General features: G+C 70.8%; 15 protein-coding genes and 1 pseudogene. 13 read left to right on the top strand and 3 right to left on the bottom strand.

From position 1 onward, the window contains the following. The first annotated feature begins 128 nt into the window (after positions 1-128). Entirely contained in the window at positions 129-767 is a 639-nt protein-coding gene (locus P2L57_RS27040; protein ID WP_275818696.1) for a vitamin K epoxide reductase family protein, read from the top strand. A gap of 45 nt (positions 768-812) precedes the next feature. Beyond that, positions 813-2,162, top strand: coding sequence for a replication-associated recombination protein A (locus tag P2L57_RS27035; protein WP_275818695.1), 1,350 nt, complete (start codon positions 813-815; stop codon positions 2,160-2,162). Between the two features lie 10 nt (positions 2,163-2,172). On the opposite strand, the gene P2L57_RS27030 is transcribed toward P2L57_RS27035, so the two are convergent. Then, on the bottom strand, positions 2,173-2,472 hold the full coding sequence (locus P2L57_RS27030; protein ID WP_275818694.1) for a YciI family protein: 300 nt from the start codon (positions 2,470-2,472) through the stop codon (positions 2,173-2,175). Positions 2,473-2,482: 10 nt separating this feature from the next. After that, the gene (locus P2L57_RS27025; RefSeq protein WP_275818759.1) at positions 2,483-3,196 is read right to left on the bottom strand and encodes a DUF2470 domain-containing protein; all 714 of its coding nucleotides are present in this window, start codon (positions 3,194-3,196) and stop codon (positions 2,483-2,485) included. A 163-nt stretch (positions 3,197-3,359) separates the two neighbouring features. On the opposite strand from P2L57_RS27025, the gene rpsD reads away from it, so the two are divergent. Then, positions 3,360-3,971 (top strand): 30S ribosomal protein S4, encoded by a 612-nt coding sequence (rpsD, locus tag P2L57_RS27020; protein ID WP_275818693.1) that lies wholly within the window; start codon positions 3,360-3,362, stop codon positions 3,969-3,971. A gap of 548 nt (positions 3,972-4,519) precedes the next feature. On the opposite strand, the pseudogene P2L57_RS27015 reads toward rpsD, so the two are convergent. Further along, positions 4,520-4,930: pseudogene (locus tag P2L57_RS27015) on the bottom strand (regulator); the annotation flags it as partial. Positions 4,931-5,328: 398 nt separating this feature from the next. On the opposite strand from P2L57_RS27015, the gene P2L57_RS27010 reads away from it, so the two are divergent. The 10 genes from P2L57_RS27010 to aroQ all read left to right on the top strand — a co-directional run bounded on the left by P2L57_RS27010 (position 5,329) and on the right by aroQ (position 15,447). Continuing rightward, positions 5,329-5,790: a DUF948 domain-containing protein gene (locus tag P2L57_RS27010; RefSeq protein ID WP_275818692.1), complete on the top strand. Its 462-nt coding sequence runs from the start codon at positions 5,329-5,331 to the stop codon at positions 5,788-5,790. A 6-nt stretch (positions 5,791-5,796) separates the two neighbouring features. Continuing rightward, positions 5,797-6,123: a DUF6167 family protein gene (locus P2L57_RS27005; protein ID WP_275818691.1), complete on the top strand. Its 327-nt coding sequence runs from the start codon at positions 5,797-5,799 to the stop codon at positions 6,121-6,123. Then, positions 6,123-8,792 carry an alanine--tRNA ligase gene (alaS, locus tag P2L57_RS27000; RefSeq protein ID WP_275818690.1) on the top strand — a complete coding sequence of 890 codons (2,670 nt, stop codon included), beginning with the start codon at positions 6,123-6,125 and terminating at the stop codon, positions 8,790-8,792. The genes P2L57_RS27005 and alaS overlap by 1 nt, the downstream gene beginning before the upstream one ends. Positions 8,793-8,818: 26 nt before the next feature. Then, positions 8,819-9,283, top strand: a complete 465-nt coding sequence (gene ruvX / locus P2L57_RS26995; RefSeq protein WP_275818689.1) for a Holliday junction resolvase RuvX — start codon at positions 8,819-8,821, stop codon at positions 9,281-9,283. A gap of 95 nt (positions 9,284-9,378) precedes the next feature. Further along, entirely contained in the window at positions 9,379-11,091 is a 1,713-nt protein-coding gene (gene mltG, locus P2L57_RS26990) for an endolytic transglycosylase MltG (RefSeq protein ID WP_275818688.1), read from the top strand. Further along, complete coding sequence (locus P2L57_RS26985; RefSeq protein WP_275818687.1) at positions 11,091-11,945, top strand: shikimate dehydrogenase; 855 nt, start codon at positions 11,091-11,093, stop codon at positions 11,943-11,945. The genes mltG and P2L57_RS26985 overlap by 1 nt, the downstream gene beginning before the upstream one ends. Before the next feature lie 115 nt (positions 11,946-12,060). Next, a complete protein-coding gene (aroC, locus tag P2L57_RS26980; protein WP_275818686.1) occupies positions 12,061-13,245 on the top strand; it encodes a chorismate synthase in 1,185 nt (394 codons plus the stop codon). A gap of 128 nt (positions 13,246-13,373) precedes the next feature. Next, positions 13,374-13,868 carry a shikimate kinase gene (locus tag P2L57_RS26975; protein ID WP_275818758.1) on the top strand — a complete coding sequence of 165 codons (495 nt, stop codon included), beginning with the start codon at positions 13,374-13,376 and terminating at the stop codon, positions 13,866-13,868. Then, on the top strand, positions 13,865-15,010 hold the full coding sequence (gene aroB / locus P2L57_RS26970; protein ID WP_275818685.1) for a 3-dehydroquinate synthase: 1,146 nt from the start codon (positions 13,865-13,867) through the stop codon (positions 15,008-15,010). The genes P2L57_RS26975 and aroB overlap by 4 nt, the downstream gene beginning before the upstream one ends. Beyond that, positions 15,007-15,447 (top strand): type II 3-dehydroquinate dehydratase, encoded by a 441-nt coding sequence (gene aroQ, locus P2L57_RS26965; RefSeq protein WP_275818684.1) that lies wholly within the window; start codon positions 15,007-15,009, stop codon positions 15,445-15,447. The genes aroB and aroQ overlap by 4 nt, the downstream gene beginning before the upstream one ends. The last annotated feature ends 27 nt before the right edge of the window (positions 15,448-15,474 follow it).

Raw genomic sequence — 15,474 nt, 5'->3', positions numbered from 1 at the left:
GGTCCGTCAATTCCGCGCTGACCGTCTCACTCGCAGGTCCTGGCCCCGGCTGGCCGCCTCTGGTGCAGAATGAGGCAGGCTGGAAGAGGCAAGCCCGCCAAGACCAGGACACGGCGACAGAAGGCGACATGACGACATCGGCGCTTGACGAGACACGCAGTGACGAACGGCAGGAAGCGGCGGGACTCATCGGCGCGGGCCGGGCGTTCAGCGTGTTGCTCGTGGTGTGCGGCGCCCTGGGACTGCTCGCCTCCTGGGTGATCACCATCGACAAGTTCGAGCTGCTGAAGAACCCGAACTTCGTGCCCGGGTGCAGCCTCAACCCGATCATCTCCTGCGGCAACATCATGAAGAGCGCGCAGGCGGCCGTGTTCGGCTTCCCGAACCCGATGATCGGCTTGGTCGCCTACCCGGTGATGATGTGCGTGGGGATGGGCGTACTGGCCGGGGCGCGCTACCGCCCGTGGTTCTGGCTCGGCCTGCAGGCGGGCACCCTGTTCGGGGTGGGCTTCGTGACCTGGCTGCAGTACGAGTCGCTGTACAGCATCGGTTCGCTGTGCCTGTGGTGCTCGCTCGCCTGGGCGGTGACCATCGCGGCGTTCTGGTACACCGCCGTGCACAACATCAAGCACCGCGTCATCCCGGTGCCCGCCGGGGTGCGGCGGGCGGTGCTGGAGTTCCACTGGGCGGTTCCGGTGCTCTGGTACGGCGTGATCGTCATGCTGATCCTGACCCGCTGGTGGTCGTACTGGAGCACGCTGCTCTAGGTCTGCGGCCCGGCGTTGTCAGAGGGGTGCCATAGGCTTCTTCGCGTGGAACCGGACCTGTTCACCGCTGCCGCAGAGGAACGCCAGGAGAGGGAGCCGGGTGGCAGCCCGCTCGCTGTGCGGATGCGCCCGCGCACCCTTGACGAGGTGGTCGGCCAGCGGCATCTGCTGAAGACCGGCTCGCCGCTGCGCCGTCTCGTCGGCGAGGGAAGCGGCGGCCCTGCCGGTCCCGCCTCGGTGATCCTGTGGGGCCCGCCCGGCACCGGCAAGACCACGCTGGCGTACGTGGTCAGCCGTGCCACGAAACGGCGGTTCGTCGAATTGTCGGCGATCACCGCGGGCGTCAAGGAGGTCCGCGCCGTCATCGACAGCGCCAAGCGGGAGTCCGGTGCGTACGGACGCGAAACGCTGCTGTTCCTCGACGAGATCCACCGCTTCAGCAAGGCCCAGCAGGACTCGCTGCTCCCGGCGGTGGAGAACCGCTGGGTGACACTGATCGCAGCCACCACCGAGAACCCGTACTTCTCGGTGATCTCGCCGCTGCTGTCGCGCTCGCTGCTGCTCACCCTGGAAGCGCTCACCGACGACGACCTACGGGGTCTGCTGCACCGGGCGCTGGCCGATCCGCGCGGTCTGGCGGACGCCGTCGCGCTCCCGAAGGACTCCGAAGCGCATCTGCTGCGGATCGCCGGCGGGGATGCCCGGCGCGCGCTGACCGCCCTGGAGGCGGGAGCGGGCTCTGCGCTGGCCAAGGGCGAGCCCGAGATCACACTGGAGACCCTGGAAGCGGCCGTGGACCGCGCCGCGGTGAAGTACGACCGCGACGGTGACCAGCACTACGACGTGGCCAGCGCTCTGATCAAGTCGATCAGGGGATCCGATGTGGACGCCGCTCTGCACTATCTGGCTCGCATGATCGAGGCGGGTGAGGACCCCCGGTTCATCGCCCGGCGGCTGATGATCTCGGCGAGCGAGGACATCGGCATGGCGGACCCGCAGGCGCTGCAGACGGCGGTCGCCGCGGCCCAGGCGGTGCAGATGATCGGCTTCCCCGAGGCCCGGATAACCCTGTCCCAGGCCACCATCGCGCTCGCGCTCGCGCCGAAGTCCAACGCGGCGTATCTGGCGATCGACGCGGCACTCAGCGACGTACGCAAGGGACTCGCGGGCCCGGTTCCGCCGCATCTGCGCGACAGCCACTACAAGGGCGCGACCAAACTCGGCCATGGCGCGGGCTACCAGTACCCGCACGACCTGCCCGGCGCCATCGCCGCCCAGCAGTACGCCCCGGACGAGGTGCACGGCAGGCGCTACTACGAGCCCACCCGCTACGGCGCGGAGGCTCGCTACGCCGATGTGCTGGACCGCGTCCGGGGCCGGCTGTCGGGCGAGTGAACGGACCTTGTCAGCCGGGTAGTTGCTCCCGGTACCGCTCCAGGGCGGGCGCCGTCTTGGTGGCGATGAACTCGGTGACGCGGTACTCGGCGACGCCCTCGATCGAGAAGGGGTCGGTGGCGATGAGCGCTTCCACGGCGGCCCGGTCCGGGGCCACCACGATGAGGATGCCGCCGTTCCGCGGCTCCTTGCGGCCGGAGGCGATGACCGCCCCGGTGTCGTACTGCTTCTCCAGCCAGGCGACGTGATCGGCGAGCGCGGCGTCGACACGCTCGAGCGGTGCGGTGTAGGTCAGATCGACAACGAACATGATCGGCAGACTACGCCCCGCCGTGTTCCCGCTGGGCGGCGTCCCGGGCGCTGTCGAACAGCGCGTGCATCGCACGCCGTAGTTCGCCGTGGTCGACCACCGGGGCGGGGAAGTCGAAGCGCGCGTCGAAGACTCCGTCGTCCGCGCTGAACCGCACCCGCAGCCCGAAGCGGTCGAGCGCCACCGGAACCGCGCCGCGCGGCGCCGCGCAGCGTCCGTCCCGCCCGTCGACCAGCGCGCACAGCCAGCCGAGTTGGCCACCGTGGGCGGCGGCGAGGTGCTGCAGCAGTTCGGCCTCGTGGGTGGCCAGCGGATCGGCCCTGGCGATGGCGAACTCGTCGGGCTCGACCGGATCCGCGCCCCACAGGTCGTCCACTGTGGCCTCGCCGACCTCCAGCCGTAGTCGTCCGGGCCGCCGGCCGTCCGGTGCCGGGGTGAGCCAGCCCGCGATCCAGGCACGACCGCGGACCCGGTGGCAGACCGCGACCGGCGCGATGTCCGTGATCTCCAGCACAGCGGCGAGTTCGTCGTCCTCCGCGTGCGTGGCGGCACGGACCGCGGGCGAGTCGGCCGGGAACCGCAGGATGATGTCGCCTTCTTCGGTGACCGAGCGCTCGGACGGCAGCATGCTGAGCGGATCGGCGCCGTCCAGGCCGGGAATGACGAGGACGGCGGACGAGTTACCCTCGACGAGAGTTCGCATGCGCTCCGCTGCCGTCGGCATCGTGGGCGCGTTTTCCTCTTCGGGACGCGGCTGACCATGCTCCTCACCGACCACCGCCGCTGCGGTGTGCTCCGTGCTGGGCGGCATGGGGTTCCCGGGTCGATTCATGCGATCTCCTCCGCTAAGGTAAGCCTCACCTAACTTACATGGAGGTCTGGAGAACGTGAACCAGTCGCGTCCCAAGGTCAAGAAGTCCCGCGCGCTTGGCATAGCGCTGACCCCGAAGGCTGTGAAGTACTTCGAGGCCCGCCCCTACCCGCCGGGTGAGCACGGTCGCGGCCGCAAGCAGAACAGTGACTACAAGGTCCGGCTGCTGGAGAAGCAGCGGCTGCGCGCCCAGTACGACATCAGCGAGACGCAGATGCGCCGCGCCTACGACCGCGCCCGCAAGGTCGAGGGCAAGACCGGCGACGCGCTGATCATCGAGCTGGAGCGCCGCCTGGACGCGCTGGTGCTGCGCTCGGGCCTCGCCCGCACCATCTACCAGGCCCGCCAGATGGTGGTGCACGGCCACATCGAGGTCAACGGCCGCAAGGTGGACCGCCCGTCCTTCCGGGTCCGCCCGGACGACGTGGTGCGGGTACGGGAGCGCTCGCGTGCCAAGACCCCGTTCCTGGTCGCTCGCGAGGGCGGCTGGGCCGGTGACGGCGAGACCCCGAAGTACCTGGAGGTCAACCTGGAGGCGCTGGCCTTCCGCCTGGACCGGGACCCGAACCGCCGGGAGATCCCGGTTATCTGCGACGAGCAGCTGGTCGTCGAGTACTACGCCCGCTGAGCTGCGCTCAGCTGGGCAGGGGTTCGCTTGTTAACCGGGGGCTGCGCCCCCGGCCCCCCAACGGGGGCTGCGCCCCTCGACCGCTGCTTGGGCTGCGGCCCCGGGCCCTCAACGGGGGCCGCGCCCCCGACCCCTGCTTGGGCTCCGCCCCGGGACCCCCGACGGGGCTGCGGCCCTCGACCGCTGCGTGGGCTGGGGACTTCGGGCTCCGGTGGGGGCTCCGCCCCGGGACCCCCGACGGGGCTGCGGCCCTCGACCGCTGCGTGGGCTGGGGACTTCGGCTCCTTTCGCGGAGACTACGCCCCCGGGCCCCCGCCTTCGGTGGCGGCAGGTTGCGGGGTGGCGGCGGATGGTTGTTGGGGCCAGCCCCAAGTCCCTGGCGTCCCCGGGGGGTTGGGGCTGGCCCCCCAAAAAATGAACCGCCGCCGCGGTGGGCAACCACGACGGTGCGGGCCGGCGGTGTGGAACTCGCCGCGACCCGGCTGACGTCAGCCGGGCAGGCCCCGGCGGGGAACCCGTGACCGGGGTGGTGAGGGCGGGTGGGCGTACAGGTACTGGCCGATGTGCGGGTCCGCGGCGCACTCCAGGCTGAACTCCAGGGCCACCCGCAGATTGCGCAGGTTCCCGTCGACCCGCGCCGCCACCTCGGCCTGCCGGGGGCTGAACCAGTCCAGCTCGCACCAGGTGGCCAGGCCCAGGTACCAGTCCCGGTGGCGCCGTCGCAGCCGCTCGGTGTCACCCAGCGCTTCCAGCCACCCCGCGCCGTACTCCCGCACCGTCTCCGGCATCCGTTAGCGCACCCCGTCAGCCGCCTCGTCCCGGATGACGACGGACTGCGCCACCAGCGCGGCCATGGTGTCCAGACCTCGTCGGCCGGCAGCCCCGATCCCGTGCAGACGAACTCCACCGCGTCCAGGCCGAACTGCCCGGTGAGACACCGACAGCCGGGCCCACAGCAGCGCGCCGAGTTCGGCGTCGCGGCCGACCAGCCGGTTCAGCTCGGCGGGCAGACCGCCGGGCGCGGAGCGCGGAGCGGACGGGGGATCGTCGTCAGCGGAGTCGCTGGGCGGGGCACCGTTCCGCATGGGGCACGGAGCGTACTTGGGTGAGAGCGGAGCGTGCAATTCCAGGTGCGCTTCCGGGATGCGGCGGTACCACGGCGAGCACGACGCGCCCGCCCCGCGGGAATGCGGTACGAACAGCGGACCCCGGCGCGATAGGGTCGGTATCCTGCCGCCCGAGCATGGCGGACCGTGCCAGGTGTGACCACCGGAAACCCATCCGACCTCCCGGACCTGTCCGGCCCCGCCCGCCGCGAGCGGCTGCCGACCGACGTGAACCGAAGGAGCGCGGAGCAGTGTCCGGTGGAGAGGTGGCCGGCCTCATCGTGGCCGTCTTCTGGGCGATCCTGGTGTCCTTTCTCGCCGTTGTGCTGGTCAGGCTGGCGCAGACGCTGAAGCAGGCCACCCGGCTGGTCGCCGACGTCACCGAACAGGCCGTCCCGCTGCTCGGTGAGGCGACCGCGGCGGTGCGGTCCGCGCACACCCAGCTCGACCGCGTGGACAACATCACCGCCGACGTCCAGGAGGTCACCGCCAACGCCTCGGCCCTGTCCTCCACCGTCGCCACCACCTTCGGCGGCCCACTGGTGAAGGTGGCCGCGTTCGGCTACGGAGTACGCCGTGCCGTCGGCCTGCAGGCGCGGGAGGACAAGGGCGGCAAGCGGTCCAGGAGGGACGCCGCACGCCGTGCCGTCATCGTCGGCACCACGGTCCCGGCTGCCCGTCGCGGGCTGCGCCGCACCCGAGGGAAGGGCTGATACGAGATGTTCCGCCGCCTGTTCTGGTTCATCACCGGAATCACCGCCGGGGTGTGGGCGACCAACAAGGTGCACCGGGCCGCCCGCCGCCTGACCCCCGAGAGCCTCGCCGCGACAGCGGCCGACCGGGCCATCGAACTCGGCGGCCGGGCACGGCAGTTCGCCAAGGACGTCCGCGCCGGAATGTCCGAGCGCGAATCGGAGCTGAACAACCTACTGGGGCTGGACGCCCCGCCCGCAGAACTCCCCGGGCAACGCCCGGAGATCGCCTACCGGGCGGACGCCCGCACGCCGGACGTGCGTCCCGGGTACAAGCAGAAAGAAGGCCACTGATGGAGTCGGCAGAAATCCGCAGGCGCTGGCTGCGCTTCTTCGAGGAGCGCGGGCACACGGTAGTGCCGTCCGCGTCGCTCATCGCGGACGACCCGACGCTGCTGCTGGTCCCCGCGGGCATGGTCCCGTTCAAGCCCTACTTCCTCGGTGAGGTCAAGCCGCCGTTCCCGCGCGCCACCAGCGTGCAGAAGTGCGTGCGCACCCCGGACATCGAAGAGGTCGGCAAGACCACCCGGCACGGCACGTTCTTCCAGATGTGTGGCAACTTCTCGTTCGGCGACTACTTCAAGGAAGGCGCCATCAAGCTCGCCTGGGAGCTGCTGACCGCCTCCCAGGAGGACGGTGGCTACGGGCTTGAGCCGGAGAAGCTCTGGATCACCGTCTACCAGGACGACGACGAGGCCGAGCAGATCTGGCGGGACGTCGTCGGCGTGCCGGCCGAGCGCATCCAGCGCCTGGGCAAGAAGGACAACTTCTGGTCCATGGGCGTGCCCGGCCCCTGCGGCCCCTGCTCGGAGATCAACTACGACCGCGGTCCGGAGTTCGGCGTCGAGGGCGGCCCGGCCGTCAACGACGAGCGGTACGTGGAGATCTGGAACCTGGTCTTCATGCAGTACGAGCGCGGGGAGGGCTCCGGCAAGGACGACTTCCCGATCCTCGGTGACCTGCCCAACAAGAACATCGACACCGGCCTCGGCCTGGAACGCCTCGCGATGATCATGCAGGGCGTGCGGAACATGTACGAGATCGACACCTCGCGCATGATCATCGACAAGGCCACCGAGCTCACCGGCGTGCGCTACGGCGCGGCCCACAGCTCGGACGTCTCGCTGCGTGTGGTCGCCGACCATATCCGCACCGCCGTGATGCTCATCGGCGACGGCGTCACCCCGGGCAACGAGGGCCGCGGCTACGTGCTGCGCCGCATCATGCGCCGCGCCATCCGCAACATGCGGCTGCTCGGCGCCGCCCAGCCGACCGTAGGCGAGCTCGTCGACACCGTCATCAAGGCCATGAGCCCGCAGTACCCGGAGCTGGCCGAGGACCGCAAGCGCATCGAGACCGTCGCCCTCGCCGAGGAGAACGCCTTCCTCAAGACTCTCAAGGCGGGCACCAACATCCTCGACACCGCGGTCACCGAGACCAAGGCCTCGGGCAGCGGCGTGCTCCCCGGTGACAAGGCCTTCCTGCTGCACGACACCTGGGGCTTCCCGATCGACCTCACCCTGGAGATGGCCGCCGAGCAGGGCCTTTCCGTGGACGAGGAGGGCTTCCGCCGCCTGATGAAGGAGCAGCGGGAGCGGGCCAAGGCCGACGCCAAGGCCAAGAAGACCGGCCACGCCGACCTGTCCGCGTACCGCGAGGTCGCCGACACCTCCGGGGCCACCGTCTTCACCGGCTACACCGACTACGAGGGCGAGGCCACCGTCGTCGGTCTGCTGGTCGACGGTGTGCCGTCGCCCGCCGCCGTGGAGGGCGACGAGGTCGAGGTCGTACTCGACCGCACCCCGTTCTACGCCGAAGGCGGCGGCCAGCTCGCGGACACCGGACGGATCCGCCTCGACGGCGGCGCCGTGATCGAGGTCCGTGACGTCCAGCAGCCGGTGCCCGGTGTCTCCGTGCACAAGGGCGTCGTCCAGGTCGGCGAGGTGACCGTGGGCGCGGGCGCCTACGCCTCGATCGACCTGTCCCGCCGCCGCGCCATCGCCCGCGCCCACAGCGCCACCCACCTCACCCACCAGGCGCTGCGCGACGCTCTCGGCCCGACCGCCGCCCAGGCCGGTTCGGAGAACTCCCCGGGCCGGTTCCGCTTCGACTTCGGCTCGCCGGCCGCCGTACCCGGCTCGGTGCTCACCGATGTGGAGCAGAAGATCAACGAGGTGCTGGCCCGCGAACTCGACGTCACCGCCGAGGTGATGAGCATGGCCGAGGCCAAGAAGCAGGGCGCCATCGCCGAGTTCGGCGAGAAGTACGGCGATCGGGTGCGCGTCGTCACCATCGGCGACTTCTCCAAGGAGCTGTGCGGCGGCACGCATGTGCACAACACCGCCCAGCTCGGCCTGGTCAAGCTGCTCGGTGAGTCGTCGATCGGTTCCGGCGTGCGCCGGGTGGAGGCGCTGGTCGGCGCCGACGCCTACAGGTTCCTGGCCCGTGAGCACACCGTGGTCTCCCAGCTCACCGAGTTGGTCAAGGGCCGCCCCGAGGAGCTGCCCGACAAGATCTCCGGCATGCTGAGCAAGCTGCGGGAGGCGGAGAAGGAGATCGAGCGGTTCCGCGCCGAGAAGGTGCTCCAGGCCGCCGCCGGGCTCGCCGAGTCCGCCGAGGACGTCAAGGGCGTCGCCCTGGTCACCGGCACCGTCCCGGACGGCACCGGCGCCGACGACCTGCGCAAGCTGGTCCTCGACGTGCGGCAGCGCATCAGCGGCGGCCGCCCGGCTGTCGTCGCGCTGTTCACGGTCGCAGGCGGCCGCCCGCTGACCGTCATCGCCACCAACGAGGCCGCCCGCGAACGCGGCGTCAAGGCCGGCGAGTTGGTCCGCACCGCCGCCAAGACCCTCGGCGGCGGAGGCGGCGGCAAGGACGACGTCGCCCAGGGCGGCGGGAGCAACCCGGCTGCCGTGGACGAGGCCGTCGAGGCGGTGCGCCGTCTGGTCGCCGAGAAGGCCTGAGCACGGATCTGACGGAGGACAGCACCATGCGACGCGGCAGGCGGATCGCCGTCGATGTCGGGGACGCCCGGATCGGGGTCGCCTCATGCGACCCCGACGGGCTGATCGCCACACCCGTGGAGACCGTTCCCGGACGTGACGCCCCGGCGGCCCGCCGCCGCATCGTCGCGATCGTCGAGGAGTACGAGCCCATCGAGGTCGTCATCGGCCTGCCCCGCTCGCTGAGCGGAGGCGAGGGACCGGCGGCGGCGAAGGCCCGCGCGTTCGCGGACGATGTGGCGAAACTCATCGCCCCGGTCCCGGTACGGCTGGTGGACGAGCGGATGTCCACCGTCACCGCCACCCATGGCCTGCGTGCTTCCGGCGTAAAGGCCAGGAAGGGCCGCTCAGTTGTGGACCAGGCCGCCGCCGTGGTGATCCTGCAGAGCGCGTTGGAGACCGAGCGGGTCTCCGGCAGGCCGCCCGGCGAGACCGTCGAGGTGGTCATCTGATCGCGATACGGTAACGTTCCGCGCCGGAGAGGCGGGCCTCATGCGGGCCGCGCCACAAGCGCCGGCCACGTGCCGCCTCGCGATTCAGGAGACGCATGACTGACTACGGCCGAGGCCCCGGTTCCGAGCCGTGGCATCCCGACGACCCCCTCTACGGAGACCAGGGTTGGGACCGTGGTCAGTCGCAGCACGGCGGCTGGGATCAGCACGGCAACGCGGTACCCCACCAGCCGCAGCAGCAGTATCCGGACGCCCAGCACTATGCCGGACAGCAGCAGTACCCGCCGCAGGCCCAGTACCCCGGGCAGCAGCACCCCGGGCAGCAGTACGCCGACCCGGGGTACGGCGACCCGCAGTACCCCGGCGGTCAGCAGTACCCGCAGGAACCGCACTGGGACGCCCAGCAGACGCAGGGTCAGGGCTACGGCGGACAGCAGCACTACGACTGGCATGGGCAGACCCCCGTGCCGTCGCACGACGGATACGCCGCGGGCCCTGCTGAAACGTATGTTCAGCAGCCCGCCCAGGTATTCGTCGACAGCGCGCACGCCGACCCTTACGGTCACGGCGGCCATGTCCCGGCCCAGGCCTCCGCCCAGCCGGGCGTCGAGCAGACCTCCGAATGGGCGGCGTTCCACGAGGAGGCGGAGGAGCCCGAGCGGCACCCCTTCTTCACCGGCGCCTCCCTCGAGGACGACGAGGAGCGCGAGCGCTTCGTCGACAGCGACGACGATGACGAGGAAGAGCCGGACGACGACCGGCAGCAGAAGCGCCAGGGGAAGAAGAAGCGCAGCGGGTGCGCCGTTCTGATCGCGGTCCTCGTCCTCGTCGGACTCATCGGAGGCGGCGGCTACGGCGGTTACTGGTACTGGCAGCGGCACTTCGCCGCCGCGCCCGACTTCTCCGGCGACGGCTCCGGCGATGTACAGGTGGTCATCCCCAAGGGCGCGACCGTGGCCCAGATGGGCAACATCCTCAAGCAGAACGACGTCGTCAAGAGCGTCGAGGCCTTCACCAAGGCAGCGGGCGACAAGTCCATCCAGGGCGGCGTCTACACCCTGCACAAGGAGATGTCGGCAGCCGCGGCGGTCGCGATGATGACCAACCCCAGCAGCCAGGACTCGCTGATCATCCCCGAGGGCTGGCGCGCCACCCGGATCTACGACGCCGTCGACCAGAAGCTCGGCCTGCCGTCCGGCACCACGGCGAAGGCCGCCAAGAGCTCCGACCTCGGTCTGCCGTCCTACGCGAACGGCAACCCCGAGGGCTTCCTCTTCCCGATCAAGTACAGCATCGGCAAGTCCACCAAACCGGTCGACTTCCTCAAGCAGATGGTCCAGCAGGCCGAGGCCGAGTACGGCAAGGACGACCTCGAAGCGCAGGCCGCCAAGGCCGGCAGGACACCGTACGAGATCATCATCATCGCCAGCCTCATCCAGGCCGAGGCGCAGGAGAAGGGCGACTTCGGCAAGGTCTCCCGGGTCATCTACAACCGCCTTCAGCAGAACATGGCCCTGGGCTTCGACTCGACGATCAACTACGCCAAGGGCCGTTCCACGCTGCGCACCACCAGCGCCGACACGCACTTCAACTCCCCGTACAACACCTATCTGCACAAGGGCCTGCCGCCCGGGCCGATAGACAACCCGGGGCACCTGGCGATCGACGCGGCCCTGCACCCGATCGACGGCAACTGGCTGTACTTCGTCACCGTCAAGCCGGGGGACACCCGCTTCACCAACGACCCGGCGCAACACCAGCGGAACGTAGCGGACTTCAACGCCTACCAGCGGGAGCATGGCGGCTGATGCTGAACACCTCCGGGGCACGACCCCCCCGGCGCGCGGCGGTGCTCGGATCACCCATCGCCCACTCGCTCTCCCCGGTGCTGCACCGTGCCGCCTACCAGGCCCTGGGCCTGGAGGGCTGGGAGTACGGGCGGCACGAGATCGACGAGGCGGCGCTGCCCGGTTTCCTCACCACGATCGCCGAGGACGACGTGCCGTGGGCCGGGCTGTCGCTGACCATGCCGCTCAAGCGTGCGGTGATCCCGCTGCTGGACGAGGTCAGCGCCACCGCCGCCGCCGTGGAGGCGGTCAACACCGTGATCTTCACGGAGGAGGGGCGGCGCGTCGGGGAGAACACCGACATCCCCGGCATGGTCGCCGCCCTACGGGAGCGCGGTGTGGCACGTGTCGACTCCGCCGCGATCCTGGGCGCCGGAGCCACCGCGTCCTCCGCGCTGGCCGCCCTCGCCCGGATCTGCTCGGCCGAGGTCACGGTGTACGTACGCAGCGAGCAGCGGGCCGCCGAGATGCGGCAGTGGGGAGAACGGCTCGGCGTCGCCGTCCGTACCCGGGACTGGTCGGCCGCCGCCGAGGCCTTCACCGCCCCGCTGGTGATCGCCACCACTCCCGCGGGCTCGACCGACGAGCTCGCGGCCGCGGTGCCGGACCAGCCCGGCGCGCTGTTCGACGTGCTCTACGAGCCGTGGCCGACGCCGTTGGCGGCGGCCTGGTCGGCGCGTGGCGGCGCCGTGGTGGGCGGCCTTGACCTGCTGGTGCACCAGGCCGTACTGCAGGTCGAGCTGATGACGGGGTGCCGCCCGGGGCCGCTTGCCGCGATGCGCGCGGCCGGTGAGGCGGCGCTGGCCGGACGCTGAGCGGTGTCCGTTCAACGGACTGGTGCCCGGCTTGTCGGTGTCCCGTGGGAGGATCGGTTCCGAGGACGTTCGCGGTCCGAGGACTTCCGGTGGGCGCAGGAGAGAGGGAGCACCGTTGAGTAGGTTGCGCTGGTTGACGGCGGGGGAGTCGCATGGCCCCGCTCTGGTGGCGACGCTGGAGGGGTTGCCCGCCGGGGTGCCGGTGACGACTGGGATGGTGGCGGACGCCTTGGCCCGCAGGCGGCTGGGGTACGGCCGGGGCGCGCGGATGAAGTTCGAGCGGGATGAGGTCACGTTCCTCGGTGGTGTGCGTCATGGGCTGACGTTGGGTTCGCCGGTGGCGGTGATGGTGGGGAACACCGAGTGGCCGAAGTGGGAGAAGGTGATGGCGGCCGATCCGGTGGATCCGGCCGAGCTCGCCGAGTTGGCGCGTAACGCGCCGTTGACCCGGCCGCGTCCGGGTCATGCGGATCTGGCGGGGATGCAGAAGTACGGGTTCGACGAGGCACGTCCGGTGCTGGAGCGGGCTTCGGCACGGGAGACCGCGGCGCGGGTGGCGCTGGGGACGGTGGCGCGGTCGTATCTGAAGGAGACCACGGGCGTCGAAATCGTGTCGCATGTGGTGGAGTTGGGTGCGGCCAGGGCGCCGTACGGGGTGTATCCGAAGCCGTCGGATGTGGAGCGGTTGGACGCGGATCCGGTGCGGTGTCTGGATGCTGTCGCCAGTGAGGCGATGGTGGCCGAGATCGATCAGGCGCACCGGGACGGTGACACGCTCGGTGGTGTGGTGGAGGTGCTGGCCTACGGGGTGCCGGTGGGGCTGGGCTCGCATGTGCACTGGGATCGTCGGTTGGATGCCCGGTTGGCGGGTGCGTTGATGGGGATCCAGGCGATCAAGGGTGTTGAGGTCGGTGACGGCTTCGAGTTGGCGCGGGTGCCGGGGTCGCGGGCGCATGATGAGATCCTGGCCACGGAGGACGGCGTTCGCCGTGCCTCGGGCCGCTCGGGCGGTACCGAGGGCGGGCTCACGACTGGTGAACTCCTGCGGGTGCGGGCGGCGATGAAGCCGATCGCCACGGTGCCGCGGGCGTTGGCGACGGTGGATGTGGCCACGGGTGAGCCGGCGCAGGCGCATCATCAGCGGTCGGACGTGTGCGCCGTTCCGGCCGCCGGGATCGTGGCCGAGGCGATGGTGGCGCTGGTACTCGCGGACGCCGTCGCGGAGAAGTTCGGCGGCGACTCGGTGACCGAGACCCGGCGGAACGTGACCGGATACCTCGACCACCTGGCGATCCGGTGAGCGTCGCACGGGAGGCCGCCGGGGGGCAGCCGGAACACGACCCGCAGAATCGCCGAGCGGGCGGCGGGAGCGCCCCCGGACAGAGTCCGGGGGCGGGCGATCAAGAGGGGCGCGGACCCGTCGTCGTCCTGGTGGGGCCGCCCGGCGCGGGCAAGTCCACCATCGGCCGGGTGCTCGCCGAGCGGCTGGGCACCACGTACCGGGACACCGACGCCGATATCGAGGCCGAGCAGGGTCGGGCCATCTCCGACATCTTCGTCGAGGACGGTGAGGCGTACTTCCGGCGGTTGGAGCGGGCCGCCGTCCATGCGGCGCTCACCGAGCACCCCGGTGTGCTCTCCCTCGGTGGCGGTTCGATCATGGACGAGGGGACCCGCGAGGCGCTGCTGGGCCGGCCGGTGGTCTTCCTCGACGTGAGTTTGGCGGCCGCCGTGCACCGGGTGGGGCTCGATGCGCCCCGGCCGCTGCTGGCGGTCAACCCCCGGCGGCAGTGGCGGGAGCTGATGGAGCGCCGCCGCCCGCTGTACACGCAGGTCGCACGTGTCGTCGTGTCGACCGATGACCGCACCCCGCAGGACGTCGCAGATCAGGTCGTCGACGTACTGGAGCTGAGGAAGGTATGAACGACACTCCCACCCGCATCCAGGTCGCGGGTACCGCGGGCACGGCCCCCTACGAGGTGCTGGTCGGCCACCAACTGCTGGGCGAGCTGCCCGCGTTGATCGGCCGGGGCTCCCACCCGTCGTCCACCACCGCCCCCAGCGGAGGCGCTGCGCGCCGCTCTGGTGTTCAGCGCGTGGCGGTGCTGCATCCGGAGGCGCTGTCCGCCACCGGTGAGGCGGTCCGTGCCGACCTCGCCGAGCAGGGGTACGAGGCGATCGCCATCCAGCTGCCGAACGCCGAGGAGGCCAAGTCGGCCGAGGTGGCCGCGTACTGCTGGAGCGTGCTCGGCCAGACCCACTTCACCCGTAGCGACGTGATCGTCGGGATCGGCGGCGGCGCGACCACCGATCTGGCCGGGTTCGTCGCCGCCACCTGGCTGCGCGGGGTGCGGTGGATCGCGGTGCCGACCACCGTGCTGGCGATGGTGGACGCCGCGGTCGGCGGCAAGACCGGTATCAACACCGCCGAGGGTAAGAACCTGGTGGGCGCCTTCCACCCGCCCGCCGGGGTGCTGTGCGATCTGGCCTGCCTGGCCACGCTGCCGGTCAACGACTACGTCAGCGGGCTGGCCGAGATCATCAAGGCGGGCTTCATCGCCGATCCGGTGATCCTCGACCTCATCGAGGCGGACCCCCAGGCGGCCCGCACCCCTGAGGGGCCGCACACCGCCGAGCTGATCGAGCGGTCGATCCGGGTGAAGGCGGAGGTGGTCTCGCAGGACCTGAAGGAGTCGGGACTGCGGGAGATCCTCAACTACGGCCATACGCTGGCCCACGCCATCGAGAAGAACGAGCGGTACAGCTGGCGGCACGGCGCGGCGGTCTCCGTCGGCATGGTCTTCGCGGCCGAACTCGGCCGTCTGGCAGGCAGGTTGGACGACGCCACCGCGGACCGGCACCGTGCGGTGCTGTCCTCGGTCGGGCTGCCGCTCACCTACAAGGGCGACCAGTGGCCCAGGCTGCTGGACACCATGAAGGTCGACAAGAAGTCCCGCGGCGACCGGCTGCGCTTCATCGTCCTGGACGGCTTGGCCAAGCCCACCGTGCTGGAGGGTCCCGACCCCGCCCTGCTGGTGGCCGCCTACGGCGAGGTGGCCAAGTGACCCGTGCCGTCTACGTGTTGAACGGACCGAACCTCGGCCGTCTGGGCAGTCGTGAGCCGGATGTGTACGGCTCGACCTCCTACGCCGGGCTGGTCGAGGAGTGCACCGCCCTCGGAAAGCAGCTCGGCTTCGATGTCGAGGTCCGGGAGACCAACGACGAGGGCGAGATGATCCGCTGGCTGCACGAGGCGGCCGATGGATCGATTCCGGTCGTTCTCAATCCGGGAGCGTTCACCCACTACTCGTACGGGATGCGGGACGCGGCGGCGCAGCGCACCGCACCGCTGATCGAGGTGCACATCTCCAACCCGTACACGCGTGAGGAGTTCCGCCACAATTCGGTTGTCGCGGCCGTGGCCAGCGGCACGATCGCCGGATTCGGCATCGGTTCGTACCGTCTCGCGCTGCGCGCCCTCGCCGACGAGATCTCGGCCTGAACGGGTCCCGGACGAGGTCCGGGCACC

The organism is Streptantibioticus ferralitis, assembly GCF_029223525.1.
GTDB lineage: Bacteria > Actinomycetota > Actinomycetes > Streptomycetales > Streptomycetaceae > Streptantibioticus_A > Streptantibioticus_A ferralitis.
Note: the sequence above shows the minus strand (reverse complement) of the source record. Positions and strands in the feature narration are given on the sequence as shown.

Bases quoted from the DNA above. Each gene is read 5' to 3' on its own strand.
- P2L57_RS27040 (WP_275818696.1), top strand. From the start codon at position 129: ATGACGACATCGGCGCTTGACGAGACACGCAGTGACGAACGGCAGGAA.
- P2L57_RS27030 (WP_275818694.1), bottom strand. From the start codon at position 2,472: ATGTTCGTTGTCGATCTGACCTACACCGCACCGCTCGAGCGTGTCGAC.
- P2L57_RS27025 (WP_275818759.1), bottom strand. From the start codon at position 3,196: ATGCCGACGGCAGCGGAGCGCATGCGAACTCTCGTCGAGGGTAACTCG.
- P2L57_RS27005 (WP_275818691.1), top strand. From the start codon at position 5,797: ATGTTCCGCCGCCTGTTCTGGTTCATCACCGGAATCACCGCCGGGGTG.
- alaS (WP_275818690.1), top strand. From the start codon at position 6,123: ATGGAGTCGGCAGAAATCCGCAGGCGCTGGCTGCGCTTCTTCGAGGAG.
- ruvX (WP_275818689.1), top strand. From the start codon at position 8,819: ATGCGACGCGGCAGGCGGATCGCCGTCGATGTCGGGGACGCCCGGATC.
- mltG (WP_275818688.1), top strand. From the start codon at position 9,379: ATGACTGACTACGGCCGAGGCCCCGGTTCCGAGCCGTGGCATCCCGAC.
- P2L57_RS26985 (WP_275818687.1), top strand. From the start codon at position 11,091: ATGCTGAACACCTCCGGGGCACGACCCCCCCGGCGCGCGGCGGTGCTC.
- aroB (WP_275818685.1), top strand. From the start codon at position 13,865: ATGAACGACACTCCCACCCGCATCCAGGTCGCGGGTACCGCGGGCACG.